Origin of the sequence: Prescottella equi (assembly GCF_020171745.1) — a bacterium.
Lineage (GTDB): Bacteria > Actinomycetota > Actinomycetes > Mycobacteriales > Mycobacteriaceae > Prescottella > Prescottella equi_A.
Genome location: NZ_JAIVAH010000005.1, coordinates 78,327 through 104,248, shown reverse-complemented (window position 1 = coordinate 104,248; position 25,922 = coordinate 78,327). Strand labels below are relative to the sequence as shown.

Here is a 25,922-nt window from a genome sequence, read left to right as displayed (position 1 = left end):
CGTGCGTCCTTCACTCGAGTCCTACACCCACCTGGCCGGCGGCAAGGTCCGCGATCTGTACACGATCGACGACGAGCACCTGCTGCTGGTCGCCAGTGACCGGATCTCGGCCTACGACCACGTGCTCAGCACGCCGATCCCGGACAAGGGCCGCGTGCTCACCGCGATGAGCGTCTTCTTCTTCGAGAAGCTCGGCGGCACCAACCACCTCGCCGGCGATCCGCTCGACGAGCGCATCCCCGAGGAGGTCCTCGGTCGCGCGCTGGTCGTGCGCAAGCTGAACATGCTCCCGGTCGAGTGCGTGGCCCGCGGCTACCTCACCGGTTCGGGCCTGGCGGACTACAACAGCACCGGCGCGGTGTGCGGCGTCGAACTGCCCGAGGGCCTGGTCGAGGCGAGCCAGCTGCCCGACCCGATCTTCACCCCCGCGAGCAAGGCCGACCTCGGCGATCATGACGAGAACATCGACTTCCAGACCGTGATCGACAAGGTCGGTCAGGATCTCGCCGTCAAGCTGCGCGACGACACCCTCGACATCTACTTCCGTGCCGCCAGCTTCGCGCGGGACCGCGGGATCATCCTCGCCGACACCAAGTTCGAGTTCGGTCTCGACGCCGACGGCAACCTGGTGCTCGCCGACGAGGTGCTGACGCCCGACTCGTCGCGCTACTGGCCGGCCGACAGCTACGAGCCCGGCAAGGTGCAGCCCAGCTTCGACAAGCAGTTCGTCCGTAACTGGCTCACCAGCCCCGCCTCCGGGTGGGACCGCGCGTCGGACACGCCGCCACCGGCGCTGCCGCAGGACATCGTCGACGCGACCCGCGCCCGCTACATCGAGGCGTACGAGCGCATCTCGGGCCTGTCGTTCGAGGACTGGGTGGGCTGAGATGACCGCGCTGACTCCGCCTGTAGCCAAGCGGGTGCCCCTCGAACGGACCCATCACGGGGACACGTTCGTCGATCACTACGAGTGGCTGCGGGCCAAGGAGGACCCGGAGGTCATCGAGTACCTCGAGGCGGAGAACGCGTACACCGCGCAGCAGCTCGAGCACCTGGAGCCGTTGCGGGAAAAGGTCTTCCAGGAGATCAAGTCGCGTACGCAGGAGACCGACATGTCGGTTCCGACGCGACTGGGTGACTGGTGGTACTACGCACGCACCATCGAGGGCAAGCAGTACGGCGTCAACTGCCGATGCCCCATCTCCGGACCGGACGACTGGACGCCGCCGGAACTGTCCGCGGACACCGCGATCGAGGGCGAGCAGGTGTTGCTCGACGGCAACGTCGAGGCCGAGGGACACGAGTTCTTCTCCGTCGGCGCGTTCTCGCTGAGCCACGACGGCACGCTGCTGGCGTACTCGGTGGACGTGATCGGCGACGAGCGCTACACACTGCGGTTCAAGAACCTGGTCACCGGTGAACTGCTGGCCGACGAGATCCCGAACACCGCGCCCGGCGCGACGTGGGCGATCGACCACCAGCACATCTTCTACCTGACCGTCGACGAGTCGTGGCGGCCGGACACGGTGTGGCGACACAAGCTCGGCACCGGGCAGGACGAGGACGTCCAGGTCTTCCACGAGCCGGACGATCGCTACTGGGTGGCGGTCGGTTCGACGCGCAGCGAGAAGTACCTGATGATCTGGCTCGGGTCCAAGGTGACCACCGAGGGCTGGATCCTCGAGTCGGCGAACCCCGAGGGCGAGTTCCGGGTGATCCTGCCGCGCCGCGAGGGTGTCGAGTACTCGGCCGAGCACGCCGTGATCGCCGGCGAGGACCGCTTCCTCATCCTGCACAACGACGTGGTCGACGGCGAGAAGGCCGAGAACTTCGTGCTCGCGCAGGCGCCGGTGGACGATCCGAGCGCGATGGAAATCCTTGTGCCGCATCGCCACGACGTTCGACTCGAGGACATCGACACGTTCGCCGATCACCTCGTGCTCAGCTACCGGCGCGACGTGCTCACCCGGCTGGCGATCTGGCCGCTCACCCCCGAGGGCTACGGCGAGCTCACCGAGATGGAGTTCGACGAGGAACTGTTCTCGGTGGGCCTCGGCTCCAACCCGGAATGGGACCAGCCGACGCTGCGGATCGGCTACACGTCGTTCATCACGCCCTCGCGCGTGTACGACTACAAGCTCGCGACCGGCGAACTGCTGCTGCGTAAGTCGCAGCCCGTGCTCGGCGGTTTCGACCCGGCCGACTACGAGCAGCACCGCGAGTGGGCGGTCGCCGACGACGGCACCCGCATCCCGCTCTCGATCGTGCGGCGCAAGGGGATCGGCGGCGACCCGGCCCCGACGCTGCTGTACGGCTACGGGTCGTACGAGGCCAGCATGGACCCGGCGTTCTCGGTGGCGCGGCTGTCGCTGCTCGATCGCGGGATGGTCTTCGCGGTCGCGCACGTCCGCGGCGGCGGCGAGATGGGCCGGCACTGGTACGAGAACGGCAAGACGCTCACCAAGAAGAACACCTTCACCGACTTCGTCGCGTGTGCACGGCATCTCATCGACGAGGGCCGTACGACGCCGGGGCAGCTGGTGGCCGACGGCGGCAGCGCGGGCGGTCTGCTGATGGGTGCGGTCGCGAATCTCGCCCCCGAACTGTTCGCGGGCATCCTCGCGAACGTGCCGTTCGTGGATCCGCTCACCTCGATCCTCGACCCGGATCTGCCGCTGACGGTGATCGAGTGGGACGAGTGGGGCAACCCGCTCGAGGATCCGCAGGTGTACGAGTACATGCGCTCGTACAGCCCGTACGAGAACGTCGAGGCCAAGGACTACCCGGCGATCCTCGCGATCACCAGCATCAACGACACCCGGGTCCTCTACGTCGAGCCCGCGAAGTGGGTGGCGGCCCTGCGCTCGACGAAGACCGGCGACGCGCCGCTGCTGCTCAAGACCGAGATGAGCGCCGGACACGGCGGCGTCAGCGGGCGGTACGAGAAGTGGAAGGAAGTCGCGTTCGAGTACGCGTGGGTGCTCGACACGGCCGGCGCCGTGTAGCGACACGACAACCACCGCGGGGCGGGCACCGGAAGGTGCCCCCCCCCCCCCCCCCCCCGCGGTCGTCTCACACCAGAGCCGGCATCGCCAGGCCGGACAGCACGTGCGCGGTGGGCGCCACCACCGCGCAGCGCGCCGCGGCGTAGTCGAGAGCCTGCCGGTGCTCGGCCTCGGAGAAGTCGGCCAGACCGTCCGCGACGAGGAACATCTCGACGTCCTGCATGAAGCCGTCCAGTGCGGTGGTGAGGCAGCCGATGTGGGCGTACACGCCGGTCACGATCAGCTGATCCCGGCCCAGATCCGACAGCCGCTGCCGCAGATCGGTTTTCGCGAATGCGCTGTAGCGCCACTTGGTGAGCAGGACGTCGTCGGGCTCCGGTGCGAGGTCGGTGATGATCGCGGTCTCTGCGGGGTCGGACGACAGACCCGGGCCCCAGAAGTCGGTGAGCAGCGCCCGGTGCTCGGGCGTCTGGTCGCCCGGCTGCGCGGTGTACATGATCGGCACACCTGCGGCGCGGCACGCGGTGCGGATAGCGTCGACGTTCGCGATCATGGATCGGATCGGGTCGGCGGTGCGGTCGAACGCGCGGATGAAGTACTCCTGCGCGTCGTGGACCAGCAGCACCGCGCGGTCCGGGTCGATGCGCCACGGCGCCCGGTTCTCGGGCAGCCCGGCGGGCATCGGATAGGCGACGGAACGGGGCAGGGACATCGGATACCTAACTGTCGGTGACGGTCTCGGTGAAGGTGGATTCGAGGGCGCGGCGCAGCTCGGTCCGGCTGACCTTGCCGACGCCGGTGACGGGGAACTCGTCGACGAACTGGAAGCCGTCGGGGATCTTGTAGGCGGCCAGGCCGCGCTCACGCAGGAACCCGCGCAGTTCGACGGCGCGGGGCGGGGTGCCCTCGCCCACCACGAACGCGAACGTGCGCTCGCCCAGGTAGGCGTCGGGCTTCGAGACGACCGCGACGTCCCGTACCCCGGGGTGGGCGAGTAGATGGTTCTCCACCTCTTCGGCCGCGACCTTCTCGCCGCCGCGGTTGATCTGGTCCTTCGCACGTCCCTCGACGACCAGGTGCCCGGTCTCGGTGAGCCGCACCCGGTCCCCGGTGCGGTAGAAGCCGTTCGCGGTGAATGACGCCCGATTGTGTTCCGGCGCAGCGTAGTAGCCGCGGATCGTGTAGGGGCCGCGGGTGAGCAGGTTCCCGACGGTGCCGATCGGAACCGGGCTGTCGTCGTCGTCGACCACGAGGACCTCGTCGTCCGGGCTGATCGGCCGGCCCTGCGTGGTGACCACGACGTCGTCGGGGTCGTCGTCGCGGGTGTAGTTGACCAGGCCCTCTGCCATCCCGAACACCTGCTGCAGCCGGCATCCGAGTTCGTCGCGCACCCGTCGGGCCGCCTCGGCACTGAACTTCGCACCGCCCACTTGCAGCAGTTCGAGACTGGACAGGTCGTGCTTGGCGCGCGCCGGCGACGCCATCCAGCCCAGCGCCAGCGGCGGCACGAGCGACGCGATCGTGATCCGCTCCCGTTCGATCAACTCGAACGAGGTCGACGGCGTCGGGTCCGGCGCCATCACCACACGACCGCCCGCGTGCAGTACGCCGAGGATCCCGGGGGAGCTCATCGGGAAGTTGTGCGCGGCAGGCAGGCTCACGAGCATCCGGCTGTCGGGGGCCAGACCGCAGATCTCGGCGGACGCGCGTACCGAGTACAGGTAGTCGGTGTGGGTGCGGGGGATGAGCTTGGAGCGTCCGGTGGTGCCGCCCGAGAGTTGCAGGAACGCCACCGAATCCGGTGTGGGTTCGGCTCGATCGCCCGGCGTCGGTTCGGCGGTCCGCAGTCGGGACAGCGGCACGAATTCTTCTGCCTCACCGGCGACGATCACCACGGGAGGACGCTCGGATCCGGCGACGATCTCGCGCGCCAGTGTCCGGTAGTCGAATCCGGCGTGCCGGTCCGTGATCACGTACGCGGCCGCGTCGGTGAACTCGCAGAAGTAGCCCACCTCGGCGCGGCGGTGCGCGGGCAGCGCGAACACCGGCAGGGCCCCGATCGCGAAGACCGCGAACAACATCTCGACGTACTCGGGCATGTTCGGCAACTGCAGCACGACCCGGTCACCGGGCCGCACGCCCAGGCGGAGCAGTCCCGCGGCGAGGACGTCGGCGTTGTCGCTCAGCTGCCGGTAGGTGAGGGTGCGCTCGACGCCGCCCTCACCGAGCCCGGTGACGGCGATCCGGTCGCCGAACTGCTCGGCGCGGGTGGGCAGGAACCTGGCGAACGTCTCGTCGGTCCAATACCCGGCGTTCCGGTAACGCCGCGCGAGCTCGGCGGGGTACGGATCGGCGGGGACCAGCGGACTGCGCCGCAGGGCGGTGGTCACGGCGTGCTCCTTTCGAATGACGGTCGATGGCATCTGGGCGGCAACGGGAGTCAGGCCCGCAGCGTCGCCCCGCCGTCGACGTAGAGCGCTTGCATCGTGATGTGCCGGGCGCGCTCGGACAGCAGGAACTCGACCGAGTCGGCGATGTCCTCGGCGGCGGCGATGCGGCCCAGTGGGATTCCCACCTTGAAGTCGGCGAGGCTGCCCTCGATGGCGCCGCGGGCGCCGGTGTCGTCGGCGGGGTCGGGCCACAGGGATCGCTGCATGTCGGTGTCGGTGGAACCGGGCGCCACGACGTTCACCCGGATCCCGTGCTGCGCCAATTCGAGTCCGGTGACTCTTGCGATCATGGTCGCCGCGGCCTTCGACGCGCCGTACGCGCCCATCCCGGCCCGCGGGACCCCGGCTGCGTTCGAGCCCACCACGACGATCGCGCCGCGCTCGCGTTCCCGCATCGCGCGTCCGACGGACCGGAGCACGTTGAGCAGGCCGGTGACGTTGACGTCGAACACGCGCTGCCAGGAGTCCGATTCGCTGTCGAGCACGGATCCGGTCTCGAGCACACCCGCGACGTGGGCGAGTCCGACCAGCGGCCCGTGGAGGGACTCGATCGTGGCGACGGCGTCGGCCACGGCGTCGGGATCCCGGATGTCGACGGCGTGGGCGGCCACGCAGGCTGCGCCGACGAGTTCCCCGGTGCGCTCGAGGGCGCCGGCGTCCCGGTCGAGCACCGCGACCCGCCACCCCCGTCGCGCGAGCGTGATCGCGGTGGTGCGGCCGATGCCCCGTCCGGCGCCGGTCACGAGACAGAGGGGTGCGGTCATGCGGTCACTCCGAGCGCGTCGAGGATGGTGGTGAACTTGGTTGCGGTCTCGGCCAACTCGTCCTCCGGGATGGAGTCGGCGACGATGCCGCCGCCGGCGTACGCGGTCAGTCCCGTGCCGTCGGCGTCGATCCGCGCGCAACGGATGGTGACCATCCACTCGCCGTCGCCGCGTTCGTCGCACCAGCCGACCGCACCGGCGTAGAAGCCGCGGTCACCCTCGAGCGTGCTGATCGTCTCGAAGGCGGCTCGGGTGGGGGTGCCACAGATCGCGGGGGTGGGATGCACCGCCAGCGCCAGGTCGAGCGCCGTCATCGACGTGTCGGCGAGCACGCCTCGGATCGGGGTGCCGAGATGCCACAACTGCGGGGTGTGGGTGAGTGTCGGACGCTCCGGGATCTCGAGCTCGGTGCACAGCGGTGCGAGACTGTCCCGGATGGCGTCGACGACGTACCGGTGCTCGTCCAGGTTCTTCGCCGACTCGCCGAGTTCGCGGCCCGACTCCCAGTCAGCGATCGGATCGTCGATGCGTCGCGCCGAGCCGGCGAGCGGGTGGCAGCTGATCGTGCGCCCCTCCTTGCGGATCAGGACCTCGGGACTGGACCCGACCAGCCACTGTCCGGCGCTGTCCGGCCCGGCGGCGGAGAGGTCGACGCAGTAGCCGTTGCCGGCCGGATCGTTCGCGATCAGGTTCTGCAGCAGGGCTTCCGGATCCAGCCGTCCCTGCGAGCGTAGGCGGAGCATCCGGGCGAGAACCACCTTGCGGAGCGGGTCGGAGTCGTCGCGCAGGCGGTACAGCGCCGTCCGGACCCGGGCCACGTGCTCGTCCTCGGCCGGGAGACGCTGTTCGACGCCACAGTCCGGAAGATCGGCGGCCGGCACGCTCCGCCACGGCTTGTCGCTGCGCCACAGCAGCCCGGGTTCCACCAGGGCGGCAGGGGTGTCCGGATCGAACGGCAGGGCGCCGGTGAGGGCGGAGACGTCGCCGGCGCGCAGTGCGTCGGCAGCCTCCTGGGCGTCGTCGAAGTGACGAAGGACACCCTCGGCGCGAATGCTTCCCTGGGGCCGGGAGAGCACGAACGGGCTCGCGACGGTCGACCCGGAACGGGCTGGGGTGATCGCTGCGACGACCGGTGCAGGCATGAGCGCTCACCTTTCGATAGCGGTGACGTGGGAACGAATCGGCGGAGATGCGCCGACCGGATAGACGATATACGGTTAGCCTAACCTTTGGTACTCTTCGATCTTGGTTCGGCTCTCACAGCCGTCGCGTGAAGCGTTACGGCGCAATTGGATTCGCCCGCAGAACAGGAGATGGTCAGTGTCCTCGATCGGCCCGTCGACCTCGGTATTTCCACTGACCCGAGCCCAGGCCGGCGTGTGGTTCGCTCAGCAGCTGGACCCGGACAATCCGATCTTCAACACCGCCGAATGTATCGAACTTCGCGGCGACGTGAGCATCTCGGTGCTCGTCGGAGCGGTGCGCGACGCCGTCGGCGAGGCCGAAGTGCTCACTGCCGCAGTCGAGGTCGCATCCGACGGGTCCGCGTACCTGCGACCCGGTGCGCATCGTCTCGGCCCGGTGGTTGTCCGCGATCTGCGTGATCGCGACGATCCGGAGGCGGTCGCTCGGGCCCTGATGGAGGCCGACCACCGCACGGTCATCGATCCGCGTTCCGAATCCTGTGTGCGCGCCACGGTTTTCCAACTGGACGACCGTATAGTTCTGCTGTACTTGGGTATTCACCACCTGGTGATCGACGCGTACGGATTCGGCCTGCTCATGCGGCGGATCGCGGAACTCTACACCGCGGATGTCCGCGGTGAGGCGCGTCCGGCCTGCAAGTTCACGTCGCTCGCGCCCGTCGTTGCCGAGGAGGCGGCCTACCGCGAGTCGCCGCAGTTCGAGGCCGATCGTGCGTTCTGGACCGACTACCTCGACGACGCGTCGGATGCCGTCACGCTGTCCGCGAGCGGCGCCGGAATCGCCCGCACGTCAAGCGGACTCCGGCTCATCCTCAGCGCGGAGCAGCAGCGGGGACTGTCCGCGGTCGGCAAGGCGGCGCGGGCCAGTTGGGGTGACGTCCTCACCGCGGCCGTCGCGACCTACCTGCGCGGGGCGAGCGGGCGCGGCGACATCGTCGTCGGCTTCCCGGTGATGAACCGTCTGGGTAGCGCGGCGCTCGCCGTCCCGATGTCCGCGGTCAACGTCGTGCCGCTGCGCCTGCACCCGGCGCCGGCGGCGACAGTCGTCGACCTCGTCGGACAGGTGCGGGACGCCGTCGCGCGGTGCCGGGACCACTACCGCTACCGCGGTGAGGACATCCAGAACGATCTGCGTCTGCCCGCCGGATCTCGCGGCGTCGTGGGGCCGTCGGTGAACGTGAAACCGTTCGGCGACCGCCTGCGCTTCGACGACCTGCACGCCGCGGTGCACTCGATCGCCCGCGGCCCGCTGCAGGACCTCATGGTCACCGCCCGACCCCTCGACCATGTCGGCGGGCTCGAGGTGTGGGTGGACGTGGACGCCGAGCGCTACACCGCCGACGAGTTGGCCGTGCACGCCGACCGACTGGCGCACCTGCTGGATTCGGTCGCCGCGCTGGACGATCCCGGCGCCGTGGCGCTCGCCCGGCTGCCGATCCTGACCTCGAACGAGCGGCGGATCCTGCTCGAGCGCGCCGCGGGCAAGACGCTGCCCGTTCCGGCCGGGTCGACCCTGCCCGACCTTCTGCAGGCGCAGGTGGACCGCGACCCGGACGCGCCTGCGGCGAGCAACGGGACGACGTCACTGACGTTCGGGGAGTTGGCGTCCCGGGCGCGGCGGCTCGCCCGGATCCTGATCGCCGCCGGGCTCGGCCCGCACCGCCGGGTCGCGGTTGCGCTGCCACGCGGCGTCGACACGCTCGTCGCGCTGTTCGCGGTTCTCGAGGCCGGTGGCACGTGCGTGCCGATCGACCCCGACCACCCGGCGGACCGGATCGGCCACGTGCTGGCAGAGACCGAGCCGGGATGCGTCGTCACCAGCTTCGATGTGGCGGAACGACTTCGCGGTGTCACGGGCGCGAGCCGTGTCGTCGACATCGCGAACCTGGACCTGGGTCGGGGCGACGACGCACCGCTGACCGCCGCCGAGCGCGGCCACCGCCTGCGCGACCTCGACATCGCGTACGTGATCCACACGTCCGGATCGACCGGACGACCCAAGGGCGTCGAGGTGCCGCACCGCGGCGCCGTGAACCTCTTCCACAGCCATCGGGATCGGGTGTTCTCGCGTGCGTGTGCCGCCGCGGGACGGGACCGGCTGCGGGTGGGGCATGCGTGGTCGTTCGCGTTCGACGCGTCGTGGGGTCCGCACCTGTGGATGCTCGCGGGCCACGAACTGCGGGTGGTGGACGAGGACACGCAACGCGATCCCGAGCGGCTGGCGGCGCAGGCCCGGGCCGAGGGCTGGCACTTCGTGGAGCTTTCGCCGTCGCAGCTCGAGCACATCGTCGACGCCGATCTGCTACCCGCAGACGCCGTCCCCACCCTGGGCTTCGGTGGCGATGCGGTGAGCGAGAACCTGTGGCGTCGCCTGCGTGAGCGGGGCGGCACCGCCTTCAACTTCTACGGCCCCACCGAGGGCACCGTCGACGTGGTGGTCGCCGAGATCTCCGACGCCGACGAACCCGTCATCGGGATCCCGGTCGCGAACCTGTCTGCCTACGTACTCGATTCGGGACTCGATCCGGTGCCGGACGGTGTTCCCGGCGAACTGTACGTGGCCGGTCCGGGTGTAGTGCGCGGCTACCTCGGCGCGGCGGCGGCGACCGCGACCCGCTTCGTCGCGAACCCGTTCAGCGCAGATCCGGCTGGCGACTTCTCTCGGATGTACCGGACCGGGGACATCGTGGCGCGCAGGGCGGACGGACAGATCGTCTACCGCGGCCGCACCGACGACCAGGTCAAGATCCGCGGCTTCCGGGTGGAACTCGGCGAGGTGGAATCCGCGTTGCTGCGGCTGCCCGGCGTGACCCGGGCCGTCGCGACGACGCGCCCCGACACCACCGGATCCGCACGCCTGGTCGCGTATCTCGTCGGCGGTGACGGCGACCCGGTCGGTGCCCGCGAGCGGATCGCGACGTGGCTGCCCGCGTACATGGTGCCGTCGGCGTTCGTCTTCCTCGACGCGCTGCCGTTGACGTCGAACGGCAAGATCGACCGGAAGCGGTTGCCGGAGCCCGACTTCGCGCCCGTGGCCACCATCCGTGAGCCGTCGACCGAACTGGAGCGGGTGCTGTGCGCGCTGATGGCCGACGTCCTCGGCCTGGACGCGGTGGGCGTCGACGACGACTTCTTCCTGCTCGGCGGCCACTCGTTGGCGGCCGCGAAGCTGATCGCGCGGGTCCGCGACGCGGTGGGCGTCGAACTGGCCATCCGCGCCGTGTTCGACAACCCCACCGTGCTGGGACTGGCCGAGCAGTGCGCGGTCGCGGCCGGAGCGGCAGAGCGTCCGCCGGTGCGCGCGGTCGAGCGCGGCCCGGTGTCGCCGCTGTCCGCTGCCCAGCAGCGACTGTGGTTCCAGTTCCGGCTCGAGGGACCGAGTTCCACGTACAACATCCCAGTGGCGTTGCGTCTGCGCGGTGTGCCCGACGCCGCCGCCCTGGGTGTCGCGACCGGCGCGCTGCTGCGTCGCCACGAGGTACTGCGGACCGTGCTCGAGGACGTGGACGGCGTCGGCATGCAGCGGGTGTGTCCCGTCCCCGACGCGCTCCCGTTCGACGTGGAACATTGCGAACCCGATGCGCTGGACGCGGTGCTCGCGGAGGCGGCCCGCCATCCGTTCGACCTCGACCACGAATTCCCGATCCGGTTGCGCCTGTTCGTGACCGGTGCGGAGTCGGTGCTCCTCGTGTTGACCCACCACATCGCGAGCGACGAGCTGTCGACACCCGTGCTGATGCGCGACCTGGGCTCCGCGTACCGCGCGGTGGCCGCGGGGGAGGAACCCCGAGCCGCCGACCTGTCCGTGCAGTACGCGGACTACGCACTGTGGCAGCGGGACCTGCTCGGCACCGACAGTGATCCCGATGCGCTCGCGACCACGCAGCAGGACTTCTGGCGCGCCCGGATGGCCGGCGCGCCGGAGGAGATCGCGCTGCCGACGGACCGCCGTCGTCCCGCGGTCGCGACATTCGCCGGTGGACTCGTCGAACGCTCCGTCACCGTCGAGACCGCGGATGACCTGCGGGCTCTGGCCCGATCGGCGGGCGCGTCGATGTTCATGCTCTCGCACACCGCGGTCGCGGTCGCGCTGGCGGGCAGCGGAGCCGGTGACGACATCGTGGTCGGCACGCCCACCGCGGGACGTCCCGCCACCGAACTCGACCAGCTCGTCGGCTTCTTCGTGAACCTGGTGGTGCTGCGCACCGATCTGTCGGGGGATCCGACGCTGGCCGAAGTGGTCGCCCGGGTCCGTGCCGACGACCTCGAAGCCTATGCCCATCAAGATCTTCCGTTCGACCGGCTGGTGGAGGCGCTGAACCCGGAGCGTTCGGCCTCCCGGCACCCGCTGTTCCAGGTGCTGGTGCAGCACCGGATGCCGCCCGTGGTCACCGAGTTCGCGGAGTTCGAACCGAGCGTCGTCACGATCGACACCGGCGCCGCGATGTTCGACCTCACTGTCGACGTCGTCGAGATGCCGGGCGACGGCCTGCGGGTGCGGATCGAGTACGCGCAGGACCTGTTCGACGCGGCCACCGCCGACGCCTTCGTGGACCGGGTAGTGCGTGCCTTGAAAGCGCTCGCGCGCACACCCGGGGCACGCTTGTCGTCGGTCGACCTGTTGTCGGCCGACGAGCGTGCGCTCCTGAGCGGGGGCGCGCTCACTCCTGCTGCACCCGTGGACTTCCCGACGGCCGCAACAGTGTTCGACGACCGGGCGCAGTGCACGCCGGACGCGATCGCCCTCGCCGACGCGCGCACCGAGCTCACCTTCGCGGAGCTGAGCGGGCGGGTCAACCGGCTCGCGCGCCACCTGGTCGCGCACGGGGTGGGCCCGGAAACGGTGGTGGGCCTGCGGCTTCCCCGCGGCATCGACGCCGTGACCGCGGCGCTCGCGGTGTGGCAGGCGGGCGGCGCCTACCTGCCGATCGACCCGGCCTACCCGGCCGACCGGATCGCGCACATGGTTGCCGACGCGGGGCCCGCCCTGGTCCTGGACGAGGACGCGCTCGCCGCGGTCGACCCGGCGCTGGCGTCGGACCCGCTCGCACCCGGCGAACGGCTCGGGACCCCCACCGCGGACAACGCCGCGTACGTCATCTACACCTCCGGTTCCACGGGTGTGCCCAAGGGCGTCGTGGTCCCGCATCGCGGCGTCGTGAATCTGCTGGCGACGCAGCGTCGTCGGACCTTCGGGTCCGCCGACGACCGGCCGCTGCGGGTACTGCTGACGTACGCGCTGGCGTTCGATTCGGCCATCGACCCGCTGCTGTCCATGCTGTCCGGGCACACACTGCACGTCCTGGACGCGGACCTCGCGGCGGACGCGGCCGGCATCGTCGAGTACGTGCGCCGCCACCACATCGACGCCGTCGACTGTGTGCCGCTGCTGATGGCGGAGCTGCTGCACGAGGGTCTGCTCGATCCCGATGCGTCGCATCGGCCGGGTCTGCTCGCGGTGGGCGGCGAGGCCGTCTCCACTGACCTGTGGTCCGCGCTCGCCGGCGCCGACGGTGTCCGCGCCACCAACATGTACGGACCCACCGAGTGCACCGTCGACGCCACGGTCGGCGACATCGCCGGATCGCGGGTGCATATCGGTGCACCGGTCGACGGCGCCCGCGCCTACGTCCTCGACGCACGGATGCGGTTGGTGCCCAGCGGGGTACCGGGCGAGCTGTACGTGGGCGGGCCGGGGGTCACCCGCGGCTATCTGAACCGTCCCGGCCTCACCACGGGACGCTTCGTCGCCGACCCGTACGGTGCACCCGGGATGCGCCTCTACCGCACCGGTGATCTGGTGCGCTGGACGGCCGACGGGGTGCTCGACTACCTGGGCCGCACCGACGACCAGGTGAAGATCCGCGGCTTCCGCATCGAACTCGGCGAGATCGAATCGGTGCTCGCGTCCCACCCGGCGGTGGCCGCCGCGACCGTGGTGGTGCGCGAGGACGAACCGGGCCGACGCCGTCTCGTCGGATACGTCTCTGTGACGGCCTCCGTCGACGGGGACGGCCTGCGGGCGCACCTGGCATCGCGCCTGCCCGCGCACATGGTGCCCGCCGCGATCGTCGTGCTCGACGCCCTCCCGGTCACGCCGAACGGCAAGGTCGATCGCAAGGCCCTGCCCGCACCGGACTTCACGTCGTCGGGCTCGGCGCAGGATGCCGGCAGCGATCTCGAACGTCGGCTGTGCGCAGTCGTGGCCGACGTGCTGGGACTGGGGGACGTGGGCCCGGGCGACGACTTCTTCTCGCTCGGCGGCGATTCCATCGTCTCGATCCAGCTGGTCTCCCGTGCCCGTGCGGCCGGGATCCGGTTCACCGCCCGCGACGTGTTCGAACACCGCACCGTGGCGGGCCTGGCCGCGGTCGCCGAGACCGACGCCGACGCGGCGCCGGTGGACCCGACGGCCGCACTCGGCTTCGTACCCGCGACCCCGATCGTCCACGACCTCCTCGACCGGGGCGGCCCGTACACCCGGTTCGCGCAGTCCCGGCTGCTGCGCGCGCCGGACGGCCTGACCTTCACGACGCTCACCGCCGGGGTACAGGCGCTGCTCGACACCCACGACGCCCTGCGGGCCTCGTTCGACGATCGCGACCGACTGTTCGAGATCCCGCCGCCCGGTGCGGTGCGCGCCGAGGACGTGCTGTCCCGCATCGACATCCGAGGGCTGGGGGCAGAAGAGCGGAGCGCCGCCGTCCGGTCGGCGACGGACGACGCGTACGGCCGGCTCGACCCGGCGGCCGGCGCGATGATCCGGGTGGTGCTGTTCGACGCCGGCGGGTCGGAGTCGCTGGTGTTGCTGGTGATCCACCATCTCGTGGTCGACGGCGTCTCGTGGCGCATCCTGGTCCCGGACCTGGCCGATGCGTGTGCCGGGGAAGCGCTGCCGTTCGCCGGGACGTCGCTGCGCACGTGGGCCCGCGGACTAGTCGAGACGGCGTCGGAGCGCCGCGGCGAGCTCGCGCTGTGGCGCGCGGCGACCAACCCGTCGGATCGGGCGACGATCGGCCGCCGAGCCGTCGACCCTCTGCGCGACAGGATGTCCGGGACCGCGGCCGTGGAGGTCTCGGTGCCGACGGACGTGACCGAGGCGCTGCTGACGACGGTTCCCGAGCGGTTCAATGCGCGCGTCGACGACGTGCTGCTCACCGCGCTGGCGCTGGCCGTCGCGCGGGTACAGGGCCCGGGCGCGCTGCCGATCGACCTCGAGGGTCACGGCCGCGAGGAACAGGCCGTGCCCGGCGCCGATCTGTCGCGCTCCGTCGGATGGTTCACGACGCTGTACCCCGTCCTGCTCGACATCGCCGGGACGGATCTGCCGGACGCCTTCGGCGGCGGCGAGTCCGCCGGTGCCGCAATCAAGTCCGTCAAGGAGCAGATGCGTCGAACCCCGGACAACGGGATAGGTTTCGGCGTGCTCCGGTACCTCGATCCGGCGTCCGCGGCGACGTTGGCGACGGGACGAGCCCCCGAGATCGGCTTCAACTACCTCGGCCGGCTCACGTTGGGCGAGGGCGCGGGCGGAACCTGGACGAGTGCGCCGGAGTCGGGCACGCTCGGCGGTGCGACCGACGCGGACATGCCCGTCAGCCACGCTATCGAGATCGGCTCCGTCACAGAGGATTCTGTTGACGGCGCCGCTCTCCGTGCCACGTGGGGCTACAGCCCGGACGTGGTCGACGCCGCGACCGTGGAGGAATTGGCAACGGCGTGGGTCGACGCACTGCGGGCGCTGTCCGGGCACGCGACCGGTGTCGTCGCCGGCGGTTTGACGCCGTCCGACCTCACCCTCGCGGACCTGGACCAGTCCGAGATCGACGAGTTCGAAATGGAATTCCTGTAGAGCCGCCGACCGGGCAAGCCCTTGGAACGGGGATTAAGTTCGGTTAGCCTAACCAATCGACTCGAGCGACCGCTCGGAATCTGACGAAGGAACCAGGGGAGATACCGCAATGCAGGTGAAGATGGGCTGGGCCCGCCGTGCCGCCGTGATCGGCGCCGCCGCGCTGCTGAGTGCAGGACTCGTGGCGTGTGGCAGCGACGACGACAAGAGCTCGGACGCCGAGACCACCGCCGCCGCCACGACCCGCACGTTCCAGGCCCAGAACGGCGCGGTGGAGATCCCGAGCGACCCGAAGAGCATCGTCGCCTGTGGTTACGCCGTGCTGCCGCTGATCCAGTCCGGCGCCAACCTCTCCGGCATCTGCGAGTGGAACCGCGAAGAAGACAACATGGACGCCGACACCAAGAAGGCGTACGACGCCCTCGCGAAGGTCGGCCCCGACGGCGCGATCAGCGAACTGAACTACGAAGCGGTCACCGCGGCCAAGCCGGATCTGATCATCCTGGGTGTCCCGGCCCGCGCCCAGGCGCAGGTCGACATGGGCAAGCTGCAGGCGCTGGCGCCCGTGGTCTTCCTCGGTCCCACGACGCCGGCGGACTGGCGCACGCTCGGCGAGCAGTTCGCGGACGCCGCGAACGTCTCCGACTCGTACGGCGCGTTCATCGAGCAGTACAACGAACGGACCCAGGAGATCTCGAAGAAGTACCAGGACAAGCTCGGCAGCCTGAAGTTCGCGGGCGTGTGCAGCGTCTGCGGCACCGAGCCCGGTGAGTTCTACCGCGAGTACAAGTCCTCGTACACCACCAGCCTGTTCGACGACCTGGGCCTGCAGATCCCCAGCCAGCCGGAGAACCCGGAGGACGAGCACGGCGAGTACGTCGCACTCGAGAAGATCTCCGACAAGCTCGGTGACGCCGACGTCATCGTCTACGGCGTCGAGGTCGACGGTTCACCCAGCCCCGAGATGGCCGAACTGATGGCATCGCCGCTGTGGCAGAACCTGCCCGCGGTCAAGGCCGGAAACCTTGTTCCGGTCAAGCACTTCCAGGCGGCGACCCACCAGACCGCGCTGCTCGCGCTCGACTCGATCGACGAGGGCCTCGGCGCACTGCCCGCCGCGAAGCAGTAGTCCCACCCGCGGCTCGATCACGGCCCCCGACAGCGCTACTCGGGGGCCGTGGTCGTATCCGAACCCGTTTCGACCGGAAGTAGATCCCCTGCATGTCCAAGCTCGAAGACGTCGTCCCGCTGTCTCCCCTGCAGCAGGGGCTGCACTACCTCAGCACCGTCGCGGCGCCCACCGACACAGAGCGAGACGCGTTGCGGGTGGATCCGGACGCCTACACCGTGCAGTCGGTGTTGCGCCTGACCGGTGACGTCGACGAGCCGCGGTTGCACGCCTCCGCGCAGGCACTCCTGGACCGGCACGCGGCGCTGCGCACGTGCTTCCGGCCGCGCAAGGACGGGCGGGTCGCCGGCCTCGTCGTCAAGGACATCGACGTGCCCTGGCGCAGTGTGGATCTGCGCGATGCGGTGGACCCGGAACGGGCCCTCGCGGAACTGCTCGACACGGACCTGCGGACGTGGTTCGACCTCACCGCCCCACCCCTGATCCGTTGGGTCCTGATCAGGCTCACGGCCGACGACGTGCGACTGTTGCTCACCGCGCACCACACCGTCGTCGACGGCTGGTCCACCCCGATCCTGGTGCGGGAACTGCTCGAGATCTACGCTGCCGGAGGCAGTGCCGCCGCGCTGCCGGCCGTCCGGCCCTACCGTGACTACCTCGCGTGGCTGGGCCGCCAGGATCACGATGCGGCGCGGGCACTCTGGCGGGAGTCGCTGGACGGGCTGGACGCGCCGACGCTCGTCACCCCACCGGGCACCACGCGCGACGCGCAGGGCACCGCGGCGATCGACGTCGAGATTCCCGCCGGCCTCACCGAACGGTTGACGGGACTGGCGCGCGACGCCGGCGTCACGCTCAACACCGTGCTGCAGACCGGGTGGGGGTTGCTGCTCGCCGGTCTCGTCGGCCGCGACGACGTCGTCTTCGGGGCGACGGTGTCCGGGCGCCCCGCGGACCTGCCGGGCGTGGAGTCGATGGTCGGGCTGTTCATCAACACCGTCCCGGTCCGGGTGCGCCTCGACCCCGCGGCGACCGTCTCCGAACAGCTCCGCCGGGTCCAGACGGAACAGGCCCGCACCCTCGACCACCAGTATCTCGGCCTCGCGGAGGTCCAGCGCGAGACCGGACTGGGCGAACTGTTCGACACGCTGACGATCTTCGAGTCCTACCCCGTGGACCGCGATGCACTCGAACGCGCACAACGTGCGGGCGGTGTCGGGATCGCCGGCGTGGACGCTGTCGACGCGACGAACTATCCGCTGGTGCTCACCGCCGGCGTCGCCGACCGGCTGATCGTCAAACTCGACTACCGCCCTTCGCTGTTCGGTGTGGACGATGTCGTGGTGCTGGGATCCCGCCTGGTCGCGATCCTGGAAGCCCTCGCCGCCGGGCCGCACACACGGATCGCGGCGCTTCCGCTGCTGTCGGAGTCCGAGACCCGCATGCTGGACGCGTGGTCGACGACCCCGGCCGCGCCCCCGACCGGCACGATCACCGACCTGCTCGCCGGACACGATTCCGCGTTGCCCGCGGTGATCTGCGCCGACGAACAGTGCACATTCGGCGAACTGGTCTCGGGCTCGGCGCAGTTGGCGCGGCTGCTGATCGGTCACGGTGTGGGGCCGGACGTCCGGGTGGGCCTGGCCCTGCCGCGGTCGGTGGCGGCGGTGGAGGCGATCGCCGCGGTGCTCGCGGCGGGTGGCGCCTACCTGCCGCTCGACCCCTCGTACCCGGCGGATCGGCTGGCGCACATGGTCGCCGACTCCCGGCCCGCCGTCGTGCTCGCGACCGCCGACGTAGCGGAAGGACTCGGCGCCGTGCTCGCACAGACCCGGGTCCTGCTTCTCGACGATCCGAAGGTGCGCGAGGAGCTGTCGCAGCTGTCCGCGGAGCCCGTCACCGACGCCGACCGGATCGCGCCGCTGCGCCCCGCGAACGCCGCCTACGTCATCTACACGTCAGGTTCGACGGGTGTGCCCAAGGGCGTCGTCGTCACCCGCGCGAACCTGGCGGATCTGCATGCCGCGCAGCGCGAGACGATGATGCCGGTGGTGCCGGACAGCCCGCGCCGGGTGCTGCTCACCTACCCGTTCGCGTTCGACTCCGCCGTCGCGTCGCTCACGTGGCTGTTCGACGGCCACACCTTGCACCTGCTCGCCGACGACCGGCGCACCGACGTCGAGTACATCGTCGACTACGTGCGCACCCATCGCATCGACTACGTCGACTGCGTGCCGGTCCTGATGAACCAGTTGCTCGACGCCGGACTGGTCGAGTCCGGCGAACACGTCCCGGCTCAGCTCACGGTGGGTGGCGAGGCCGTCTCGCGGGCGCTGTGGGACAGGCTCGGTGCCGCGACCGAGCGTGGTGTCACGACGTTCAACTGCTACGGGCCCACCGAGTGCACCGTCGATGCCACCGCAGCCCGGATCGCCGGCGACGTCGTCGTGATCGGCGGCCCCACCCCGGGCACGCGGGTGTACGTCCTCGACCGCTGGCTGCGCCCGACGCCGCCCGGCGTTGCGGGCGAGCTGTACGTGGCCGGCGGCGGCGTGGTGCGCGGCTACCACGACCGACCCGCGCTCACCGGATCCCGTTTCGTCGCGGACCCGTTCGGGGCGGCAGGGGAGCGTATGTACCGCACCGGCGACGTGGTCCGGTGGACCGCCGACGGTGCACTCGAGTTCGCGGGCCGCGCCGACGACCAGGTCAAGGTCCGCGGCTTCCGAGTGGAACTCGGCGAGATCGAATCCGTGCTGGCCGAGGCGCCCGGCGTCGGGGAGGCCGCCGTCGTGGCGCACACCGATGAACGCGGCGTGACGCGGCTGGTCGGCTACGTCACCGGTGACGTCGATCCGGGGGCGGTCCGCACCGCGGTGGGCAAGCGGCTGCCGGATTACATGGTTCCCGCGGTGATCGTCCCGCTGCCCCGGTTCCCGTTGACCGCGAACGGCAAGGTCGACCGGAAGGCGCTGCCGGAACCCGACTTCGGTGTACTCGTCGGCTCGGGCGAGGCCCGCACGGACACCGAGGCGACGCTTGCGGCCGTGGTCGCCGAGGTTCTCGGCCTCGACCGGGTGGGCATCGACGACGACTTCTTCACACTCGGTGGCGACTCGATCGTCTCGATCCAACTCGTCGCCCGGGCCCGCGCCGCGGACCTCCGGATCACCGCGCGTCAGGTGTTCGAGTTGCGGACCGTCGCGGCGCTCGCCGCGGTGCACGACGCCCCGGCGGACGACACGGCTGACGCACGGGTCACCGCGGCGGCCACCGGCGCCGTCCCGCCGACCCCGATCGTGTGGGACACCGTCGCCCACGGCGCACCGCTCGACCGCTTCGCGCAGTCCCGGCTGCTGATCGCCCCCGACACCCTGACCGAGGCCGCCCTGCGCGCGGCCGTGACCGCGTTGCTCACCTCGCATCACATGCTGCGCTCGGTGTTCACCGTGGTCGATGGCACGCCGGAATGGATTGTTCCGGAGCAGGTTCCGGGCACCGGTGATCTGGTGCGCCGGGTGGCGGTGACCGACGAGTCGTGGCCGGAGACGTTCGCGGCCGAACGCGAGAAGGCGTACGCGGCGCTGCGCCCCGACGCGGGTGTGATGCTGCAGGCGGTGTGGTTCGACTTCGGCTCCGGGCGCCCCGGACGGGTGTTCGTCGCGGTGCACCACCTGGTGGTCGACGGGGTGTCCTGGAGAATCCTGGTGCCGGACCTCGCCTCGGCCGTCGAGCAGGCGACCCGCGGTGAGACCGTGACCCTGGCCGACGCCGGGACGTCGTTCCGGGACTGGGCGGTCGGACTCGCGGAGGCCGCGGGATCGGACCGGGTGCTCGGTGCACTGCCGCTGTGGCGGGACATCTCCGGCGCTGACGAACCGGCACTCGGCGCCCGCGCCCTCGATCCGGCGCTCGACACCGTCGCGTCGGCGCGATCCGTCGAGGTTCGGGTGCCCACCGCGCTCACCGAGGGCGTGCTGACGACCGTGCCCGCCGCGTACCGCGCGGGCGTCGCCGACGTGCTCCTCACCGCGCTCGGCCTGGCCATCGCGGCCGAACGCGGCGGCGACCGGGTCCGGGTGCATCTCGAGGGCCACGGCCGCGAGGAACACGTCGTTCCGGGTGCCGACCTCTCCCGCACCGTCGGTTGGTTCACGTCCCTGTACCCGGCGGTCCTCGACCTCACCGGCGTCGACGTCTCCGGCGCCCTGTCCGGCACCGACGCCGCCGGCATCGCGCTGGCGCAGGTCAAGGACGCGCTGCGCCGGATCCCGGACAGCGGCATCGGATTCGGTATGTTGCGCCGTCTCGGTGACAGCGCCGATCTCGCCGACTACCGGGCGCCCGACGTCATGTTCAACTACCTCGGACGCCTCACCCTCGGTGAGGCGTCCGGTGGTGCCTGGTCCGGGGCACCCGAGGCCGGGGCCCTCGGCGGTGCCGTCGATCCGGCGACGCCGCTCGAGCACATCCTCGACGTCAATGCCGTCACCGAGGACGGCGCCGACGGGCCCGAACTTGTCTGCGAGTTCACCGCGGCTGCCGGCATGCTCGACGCCGACACCGTGGCCCGGATCGCCGCACGCTGGGTCGACGCCCTCCGCGCGCTCGCCGAACACACGGCGTCCCACACGACCGCGGTGCGGACCGCCTCGGACCTCACCTACCGCGGTCTGGACTACCCGGAACTGTGCGCGCTCGCAGCCGAACTCGGCTCGGTCGAGGACGTCGTCCCGCTGACTCCGCTGCAGCGTGGGCTGTACTTCCTGGCCGAACTCGACTCCGACAGCGACGTCTACGCGATGCAGACGGTGCTGGATCTGCGCGGCGATCTCGACCGGGAAGCGATGCGCCGCAGCGCCGCCGCGCTGCTCGCCCGGCACGCCACGCTCCGCACCGGATTCCGCACCACCGCGGCCGGCGAGCCGGTGGGTGTGGTGCTCGGTGCACCCGAACTGCCGTGGATCGAGATCGATCTCGCCGACCTGCCGGACGCCGTGGCCCGCGATCGCAGCGCCGAGATGGTGGCCCGCGATCGGGTCACCCGCTTCGACGTCGGCGCAGCCCCGCTGCTGCGGTTCACACTGATCCGCCTCGCACCCGGTCTGCACCGACTCGTGTTCGCCGCGCACCACCTGCTCCTCGACGGTTGGTCGTCGCCGCTGTTGATGCGGGAGTTGTTCGCGCTCTACGGCGCTGGCGCGGACGCCACCGTGCTGCCGCCCGTCCAGCCGTTCACCGACTACCTGGCCTGGCTGTCCGAGCAGGACTCCGAGGCGGCATTGCAGCGGTGGAGCGGCGTTCTCGATGGCGTCACCGAACCGACGCTCGTCGCGCCGGCCGGATCGTCGCTGCGGGCGGATCTGCCCGGCGAACACTCGATCGCGGTGCCCGCGGGACTGGCCGCCGCCCTGCAACGCCGCAGCCGTGACCTCGGGGTCACCGTCAACACCGTCGTGCAGGCCGCGTGGGGACTGCTGCTCGGCCACCGACTCGACCGCGACGACGTCGTGTTCGGCGCCGTCGTGTCCGGGCGGGTGCCGCACGTGGCAGGAATCGAGACGATGATCGGCCTGTTCATCAACACCGTGCCGGTGCGGGTGAGCCTGCGCCCCGGCGAGCGCACCGACGACTTCCTCAGGCGCGCACAGGACCTCCAGAACGGCACCCTGGACGATCAGTACGTGGGCCTCGCCGACATCCAGCGTCGCGTCGGGATCGGTGAGCTGTTCGACACCTTGCTGGTGTTCGAGAGCTACCCGATCGACACCGACGCCCTGGCCCGCGCGCAACGATCCGGCGGGCTCGAGGTGAGCGACGTGCGCGGTCACGACGCCACCAACTTCCCGCTCGTCCTGGTCGCGGCGCTCGACGACGAACTGGCCCTCACCCTCGAGTACCAGCAGTCGCTGTTCACCGGCGCCGACGTCGACGTACTAGGCCAGCGCCTGGTTCGGGTGCTCGAACAGCTCGCGGCACCGGACGCGCCCACCGTCGCCGGCGTCGACCCGCTCTCGGACACCGAACGGGCGCTGCTCGTGGGGGACTGGGCCGCCACCGCCCCGGCACCCACGGCGGGCTGCGGCACCGTCGCGGACCTCCTCGCCGCCCGCGTCGCGGCATCGCCGGGCACCGACGCGGTCGTGTTCGGCGATGCCCGTCTGACGTTCGACGAACTGGGGGCGGCGTCGTCGCGGCTGGCCCGCCTGCTGATCGCGTCCGGCGTCGGCCCCGACACCGTCGTCGGTCTCGCGCTGCCGCGCTCGGAGCGGATGGTGGTGGCGATCGCCGCGGTGATCGCCGCGGGCGGCACGTACGTGCCGATGGACCCGTCGTATCCCGCGGATCGTCTGGCGCACATGGTGGCCGACGCGACCCCGACCGTCGTCCTCACCGACAGCACCGTGCACGCTGTGCTGGAACCGGTGCTGCGCGGAACCGCCGTCACCGTTCTCGACGCACCGGATATCGAAGCGGCGCTTGCCGTTCTGCCGCCGGGCTCCGTCACCGACGCGGGCCGGCTCGCCCCGCTGCGGCCCGGCCACACCGTGTACGTCATCTACACGTCGGGGTCGACGGGTCTTCCGAAGGGTGTCGCCGTCACGCACGCGAACCTGCTCAACCTGTTCGAGAGTCATCGCGCCGACCTGTACCGTCCCACGGTCGCGGCCACCGGGCGCGAATCGATCGGCGTCGGCCACGCGTGGTCGTTCAGCTTCGACGCATCGTGGCAGCCCACACTGTGGCTGCTCGACGGGCACACCGTGCACGTGTTCGACGAGGACACGATGCGCGACCCGGAGGCGATGACCGACTACGTCGTCGACCATGAACTCGACTTCCTCGAGGTCACGCCGTCGTTCCTCGACCGGATGCTCGCGGCCGGGTTGTTCGAACGCGAACATCGTCCCGCCACCGTCGGATTCGGCGGCGCGGCCGTCAACCCGGCGTCGTGGCGCCGGCTGCGGGACCTCACCGACGGCCGGGCGTTCAACCTGTACGGCCCCACCGAGTGCACCGTCGACGCGCTCGTCGGGCAGGTCACCGAGGCCGACGAGCCGTGCCTGGGCCGCGCCGTCCACGGCGGCCGGGCGTACGTCCTGGACCGGATGCTGCGGCCCGTCCAGGCCGGCAGCACCGGCGAGCTGTACATCGCCGGTGCCGGCGTCGCCCGCGGCTACCTCGGCCGGCCCGACCTGACCGGCGCGCGGTTCGTCGCCGATCCGTTCGGTGTCGCGGGGGAGCGGATGTACCGGACCGGTGACACGGTGCGGCGCGGCCTCACCGGAACCCTCGAGTTCCTGGGCCGCGGCGACGACCAGGTGAAGATCCGCGGCTTCCGCGTCGAACTCGGGGAGGTGGAGGCCGCGCTGGCTGCGGTTCGCGGCGTCCGGGACGCGGTCGTCGTCGCGCACACCGACACCCGGGGCGTGACGCGACTCGTCGGCTACGTCACGCCGGACGGGCACCTCGATCCCGCGGTGGCGCGCGCCGTCGTCGCGGAACGCCTGCCCGACTACATGGTCCCCGCGGTCGTTCTGGTGCTGGCGGAGTTCCCCGTCACCGCGAACGGCAAGATCGACCGGAAGTCGCTGCCGGAACCGGATTTCGCGGCGCTGGTGGGCTCCGGTGAGCCGCGCACCGACACCGAGGCGATGCTCGCGGCGGTGGTCGCCGACGTGCTGGGACTCGACCGAATCGGCATCGACGACGACTTCTTCGCGCTCGGCGGCGATTCGATCGTGTCGATCCAACTGGTGTCCCGGTGCCGCGCCGCGGGTCTGACGGTGACCGCACGTCAGGTGTTCGAGCTGCGCTCGGTCGCGGCACTGGCCGCGGTGTGCGAGCAGGCACCGGACCCCGAATTCGACGCGGCGGCGGCGGCACTCGCCGCGATCCCCGCGATCGGCGACGTGCTGCCGACACCGATCGTGTGGGAGGCGGTGAGCTGGGGCACCGACCTCGGCCGCTTCTCGCAGGCGCGGCTGCTGGTGGCACCCGACGGGCTGACTGTGCCGGTGCTCGAGGCCGCGGTCACCGGGCTCCTCACGACGCACCCCATGCTGCGCTCACGATTCACGGTGGTCGACGAGGCCCCGGAGTGGTCGGTGTCCGAACAGGTGCCGGACGCCTCGCGCGTGGTGCGACGGGTCGACGTCTCCGCGTGCCCCGACGAAGAGTGGGGCGCGGTGTTCGCGGCCGAACGCGAGAACACCTACGCGGCACTGCGTCCGGACGCCGGACTGATGGCACAGGTGGTGTGGTTCGACTTCGGTCCCGGCAGGCAGGACCGGGTGTTCGTGGCCGTCAACCACCTGGTGGTCGACGGCGTCTCGTGGCGGATCCTGGTCCCGGACCTCGCGACCGCGGTCGCGCAGGCGCAGCGCGGTGAACCCGTCGCCCTGCCCGACGCCGGAACATCGTTCCGAGCCTGGACCCGCGGACTCGCCGACGCGGCCCGCACCGAGCGGATCGCCGCTTCGGCGTCTGACTGGCTGCGCGTCGCGGAGGTCGACGAACCGTTGCTCGGCACCCGGCCTCTCGACCCGACGCTGGACACGGTGTCCGCGACGCGCTCGGTCAAGCGGGTCCTGCCCGTGCCGGTCACCGAACGCGCCCTGGGCGGCAGTGTCGACGAAATCCTCCTCGCGGCACTCGCGCTCGCGGTCGCGTCGGTCCGCGGCGGCGACGTGGTCCGGGTGGAACTCGAGGGGCACGGCCGCGAGGAGCAGGTGGTGCCCGGCGCGAACGTCACCCGCACCGTCGGCTGGTTCACCTCGATGTACCCGGTGGCATTCGACCTCGGCGGCATCGATGTCGACGACGTGCTCGCGGGCCACGTTCCGGCGGACGAGGCGGCCGAGCGGGTCGGCGCCGCGCTGCGGGCGGTGCCGGACAACGGGATCGGCTTCGGCGTCCTGCGGCGCCTGTCCGACGAGAACCGCTTCGGCGACTACACGCGACCGCAGATCGTCTTCAACTACCTCGGCCGGATGACACTGGGGGAGAGCGACGGCGGGCCGTGGACCGGCGCACCGGAGGGCGTCGCGCTCGGTGGCTCGGTCGATCCGGCGACGCCCCTCGACCACGTCCTGCAGGTGGACGCGGTGGTCGAGGACACCGCGGACGGACCGATCCTGGACTGCGAGTTCGCGGCGTCCGGTGTGCTGGACGACGTCACCCTCGACGCGATCGCGTCCGCCTGGGAGCGGGCTGTGACGGCCCTGCTCGACGCCGCAGTGCCGGCGCTGCGGTGACCCGACAGACCTCAGTAAACAAGGGAGATAGAACATGTCACTCGACCGCGACACGATCCTCGCCGACACGGCGCAGATCCTGGAGGTGGACGTCACCGAGATCGATCCGTCGGTGAGCCTGGTGGACCAGGGCCTCGACTCGGTGCGGCTGATGGCGCTCGTCGAGCGCTGGCGAGACAGCGGTGCCGACGTCGACTTCGTCTCGCTCGCTGCCGAACCCGACCTCGAGCAGTGGATCACGCTGCTCGAGCCGCGGTGAC

Annotated in this window: 10 protein-coding genes; 6 read left to right on the top strand and 4 right to left on the bottom strand. The window is 70.9% G+C overall.

Annotated features, from left to right (window positions below; all coding sequences use genetic code 11):
- The first annotated feature begins 1 nt into the window (after window position 1).
- Window positions 2-886: a phosphoribosylaminoimidazolesuccinocarboxamide synthase gene (locus LCL87_RS03945; RefSeq protein WP_225016909.1), complete on the top strand. Its 885-nt coding sequence runs from the start codon at window positions 2-4 to the stop codon at window positions 884-886.
- 1 nt (window position 887) lies between these two features.
- A complete protein-coding gene (locus LCL87_RS03940; protein WP_225016907.1) occupies window positions 888-3,005 on the top strand; it encodes a S9 family peptidase in 2,118 nt (705 codons plus the stop codon).
- Between the two features lie 67 nt (window positions 3,006-3,072).
- Here LCL87_RS03940 and LCL87_RS03935 read toward each other — a convergent pair whose 3' ends face one another.
- Genes LCL87_RS03935 through LCL87_RS03920 form a run of 4 tightly spaced genes read right to left on the bottom strand, consistent with a single transcriptional unit; the run spans window position 3,073 to window position 7,361 of the window.
- The gene (locus tag LCL87_RS03935; protein ID WP_225016905.1) at window positions 3,073-3,717 is read right to left on the bottom strand and encodes an isochorismatase family protein; all 645 of its coding nucleotides are present in this window, start codon (window positions 3,715-3,717) and stop codon (window positions 3,073-3,075) included.
- Between the two features lie 7 nt (window positions 3,718-3,724).
- Window positions 3,725-5,395: an AMP-binding protein gene (locus LCL87_RS03930; protein WP_225016903.1), complete on the bottom strand. Its 1,671-nt coding sequence runs from the start codon at window positions 5,393-5,395 to the stop codon at window positions 3,725-3,727.
- A gap of 50 nt (window positions 5,396-5,445) precedes the next feature.
- Complete coding sequence (locus tag LCL87_RS03925) at window positions 5,446-6,219, bottom strand: SDR family NAD(P)-dependent oxidoreductase (protein ID WP_225016901.1); 774 nt, start codon at window positions 6,217-6,219, stop codon at window positions 5,446-5,448.
- Window positions 6,216-7,361 carry an isochorismate synthase gene (locus LCL87_RS03920; protein ID WP_225016899.1) on the bottom strand — a complete coding sequence of 382 codons (1,146 nt, stop codon included), beginning with the start codon at window positions 7,359-7,361 and terminating at the stop codon, window positions 6,216-6,218. The genes LCL87_RS03925 and LCL87_RS03920 overlap by 4 nt, the downstream gene beginning before the upstream one ends.
- 178 nt (window positions 7,362-7,539) lie before the next feature.
- On the opposite strand from LCL87_RS03920, the gene LCL87_RS03915 reads away from it, so the two are divergent.
- The 4 genes from LCL87_RS03915 (at window position 7,540) to LCL87_RS03900 (ending at window position 25,921) form a co-directional block, all read left to right on the top strand.
- Window positions 7,540-15,276: a non-ribosomal peptide synthetase gene (locus tag LCL87_RS03915; protein WP_225016897.1), complete on the top strand. Its 7,737-nt coding sequence runs from the start codon at window positions 7,540-7,542 to the stop codon at window positions 15,274-15,276.
- Between the two features lie 109 nt (window positions 15,277-15,385).
- Window positions 15,386-16,405 carry an ABC transporter substrate-binding protein gene (locus LCL87_RS03910; RefSeq protein WP_225016896.1) on the top strand — a complete coding sequence of 340 codons (1,020 nt, stop codon included), beginning with the start codon at window positions 15,386-15,388 and terminating at the stop codon, window positions 16,403-16,405.
- A gap of 92 nt (window positions 16,406-16,497) precedes the next feature.
- Window positions 16,498-25,662: a non-ribosomal peptide synthetase gene (locus LCL87_RS03905; RefSeq protein WP_225016893.1), complete on the top strand. Its 9,165-nt coding sequence runs from the start codon at window positions 16,498-16,500 to the stop codon at window positions 25,660-25,662.
- Window positions 25,663-25,696: 34 nt separating this feature from the next.
- The gene (locus LCL87_RS03900) at window positions 25,697-25,921 is read left to right on the top strand and encodes a phosphopantetheine-binding protein (RefSeq protein WP_225016891.1); all 225 of its coding nucleotides are present in this window, start codon (window positions 25,697-25,699) and stop codon (window positions 25,919-25,921) included.
- The last annotated feature ends 1 nt before the right edge of the window (window position 25,922 follow it).

Excerpts from the sequence above, each read along its gene's own strand:
- LCL87_RS03940 (WP_225016907.1), top strand. The coding sequence starts at position 888 with ATGACCGCGCTGACTCCGCCTGTAGCCAAGCGGGTGCCCCTCGAACGG.
- LCL87_RS03935 (WP_225016905.1), bottom strand. The coding sequence starts at position 3,717 with ATGTCCCTGCCCCGTTCCGTCGCCTATCCGATGCCCGCCGGGCTGCCC.
- LCL87_RS03925 (WP_225016901.1), bottom strand. The coding sequence starts at position 6,219 with ATGACCGCACCCCTCTGTCTCGTGACCGGCGCCGGACGGGGCATCGGC.
- LCL87_RS03920 (WP_225016899.1), bottom strand. The coding sequence starts at position 7,361 with ATGCCTGCACCGGTCGTCGCAGCGATCACCCCAGCCCGTTCCGGGTCG.
- LCL87_RS03910 (WP_225016896.1), top strand. The coding sequence starts at position 15,386 with ATGCAGGTGAAGATGGGCTGGGCCCGCCGTGCCGCCGTGATCGGCGCC.
- LCL87_RS03905 (WP_225016893.1), top strand. The coding sequence starts at position 16,498 with ATGTCCAAGCTCGAAGACGTCGTCCCGCTGTCTCCCCTGCAGCAGGGG.
- LCL87_RS03900 (WP_225016891.1), top strand. The coding sequence starts at position 25,697 with ATGTCACTCGACCGCGACACGATCCTCGCCGACACGGCGCAGATCCTG.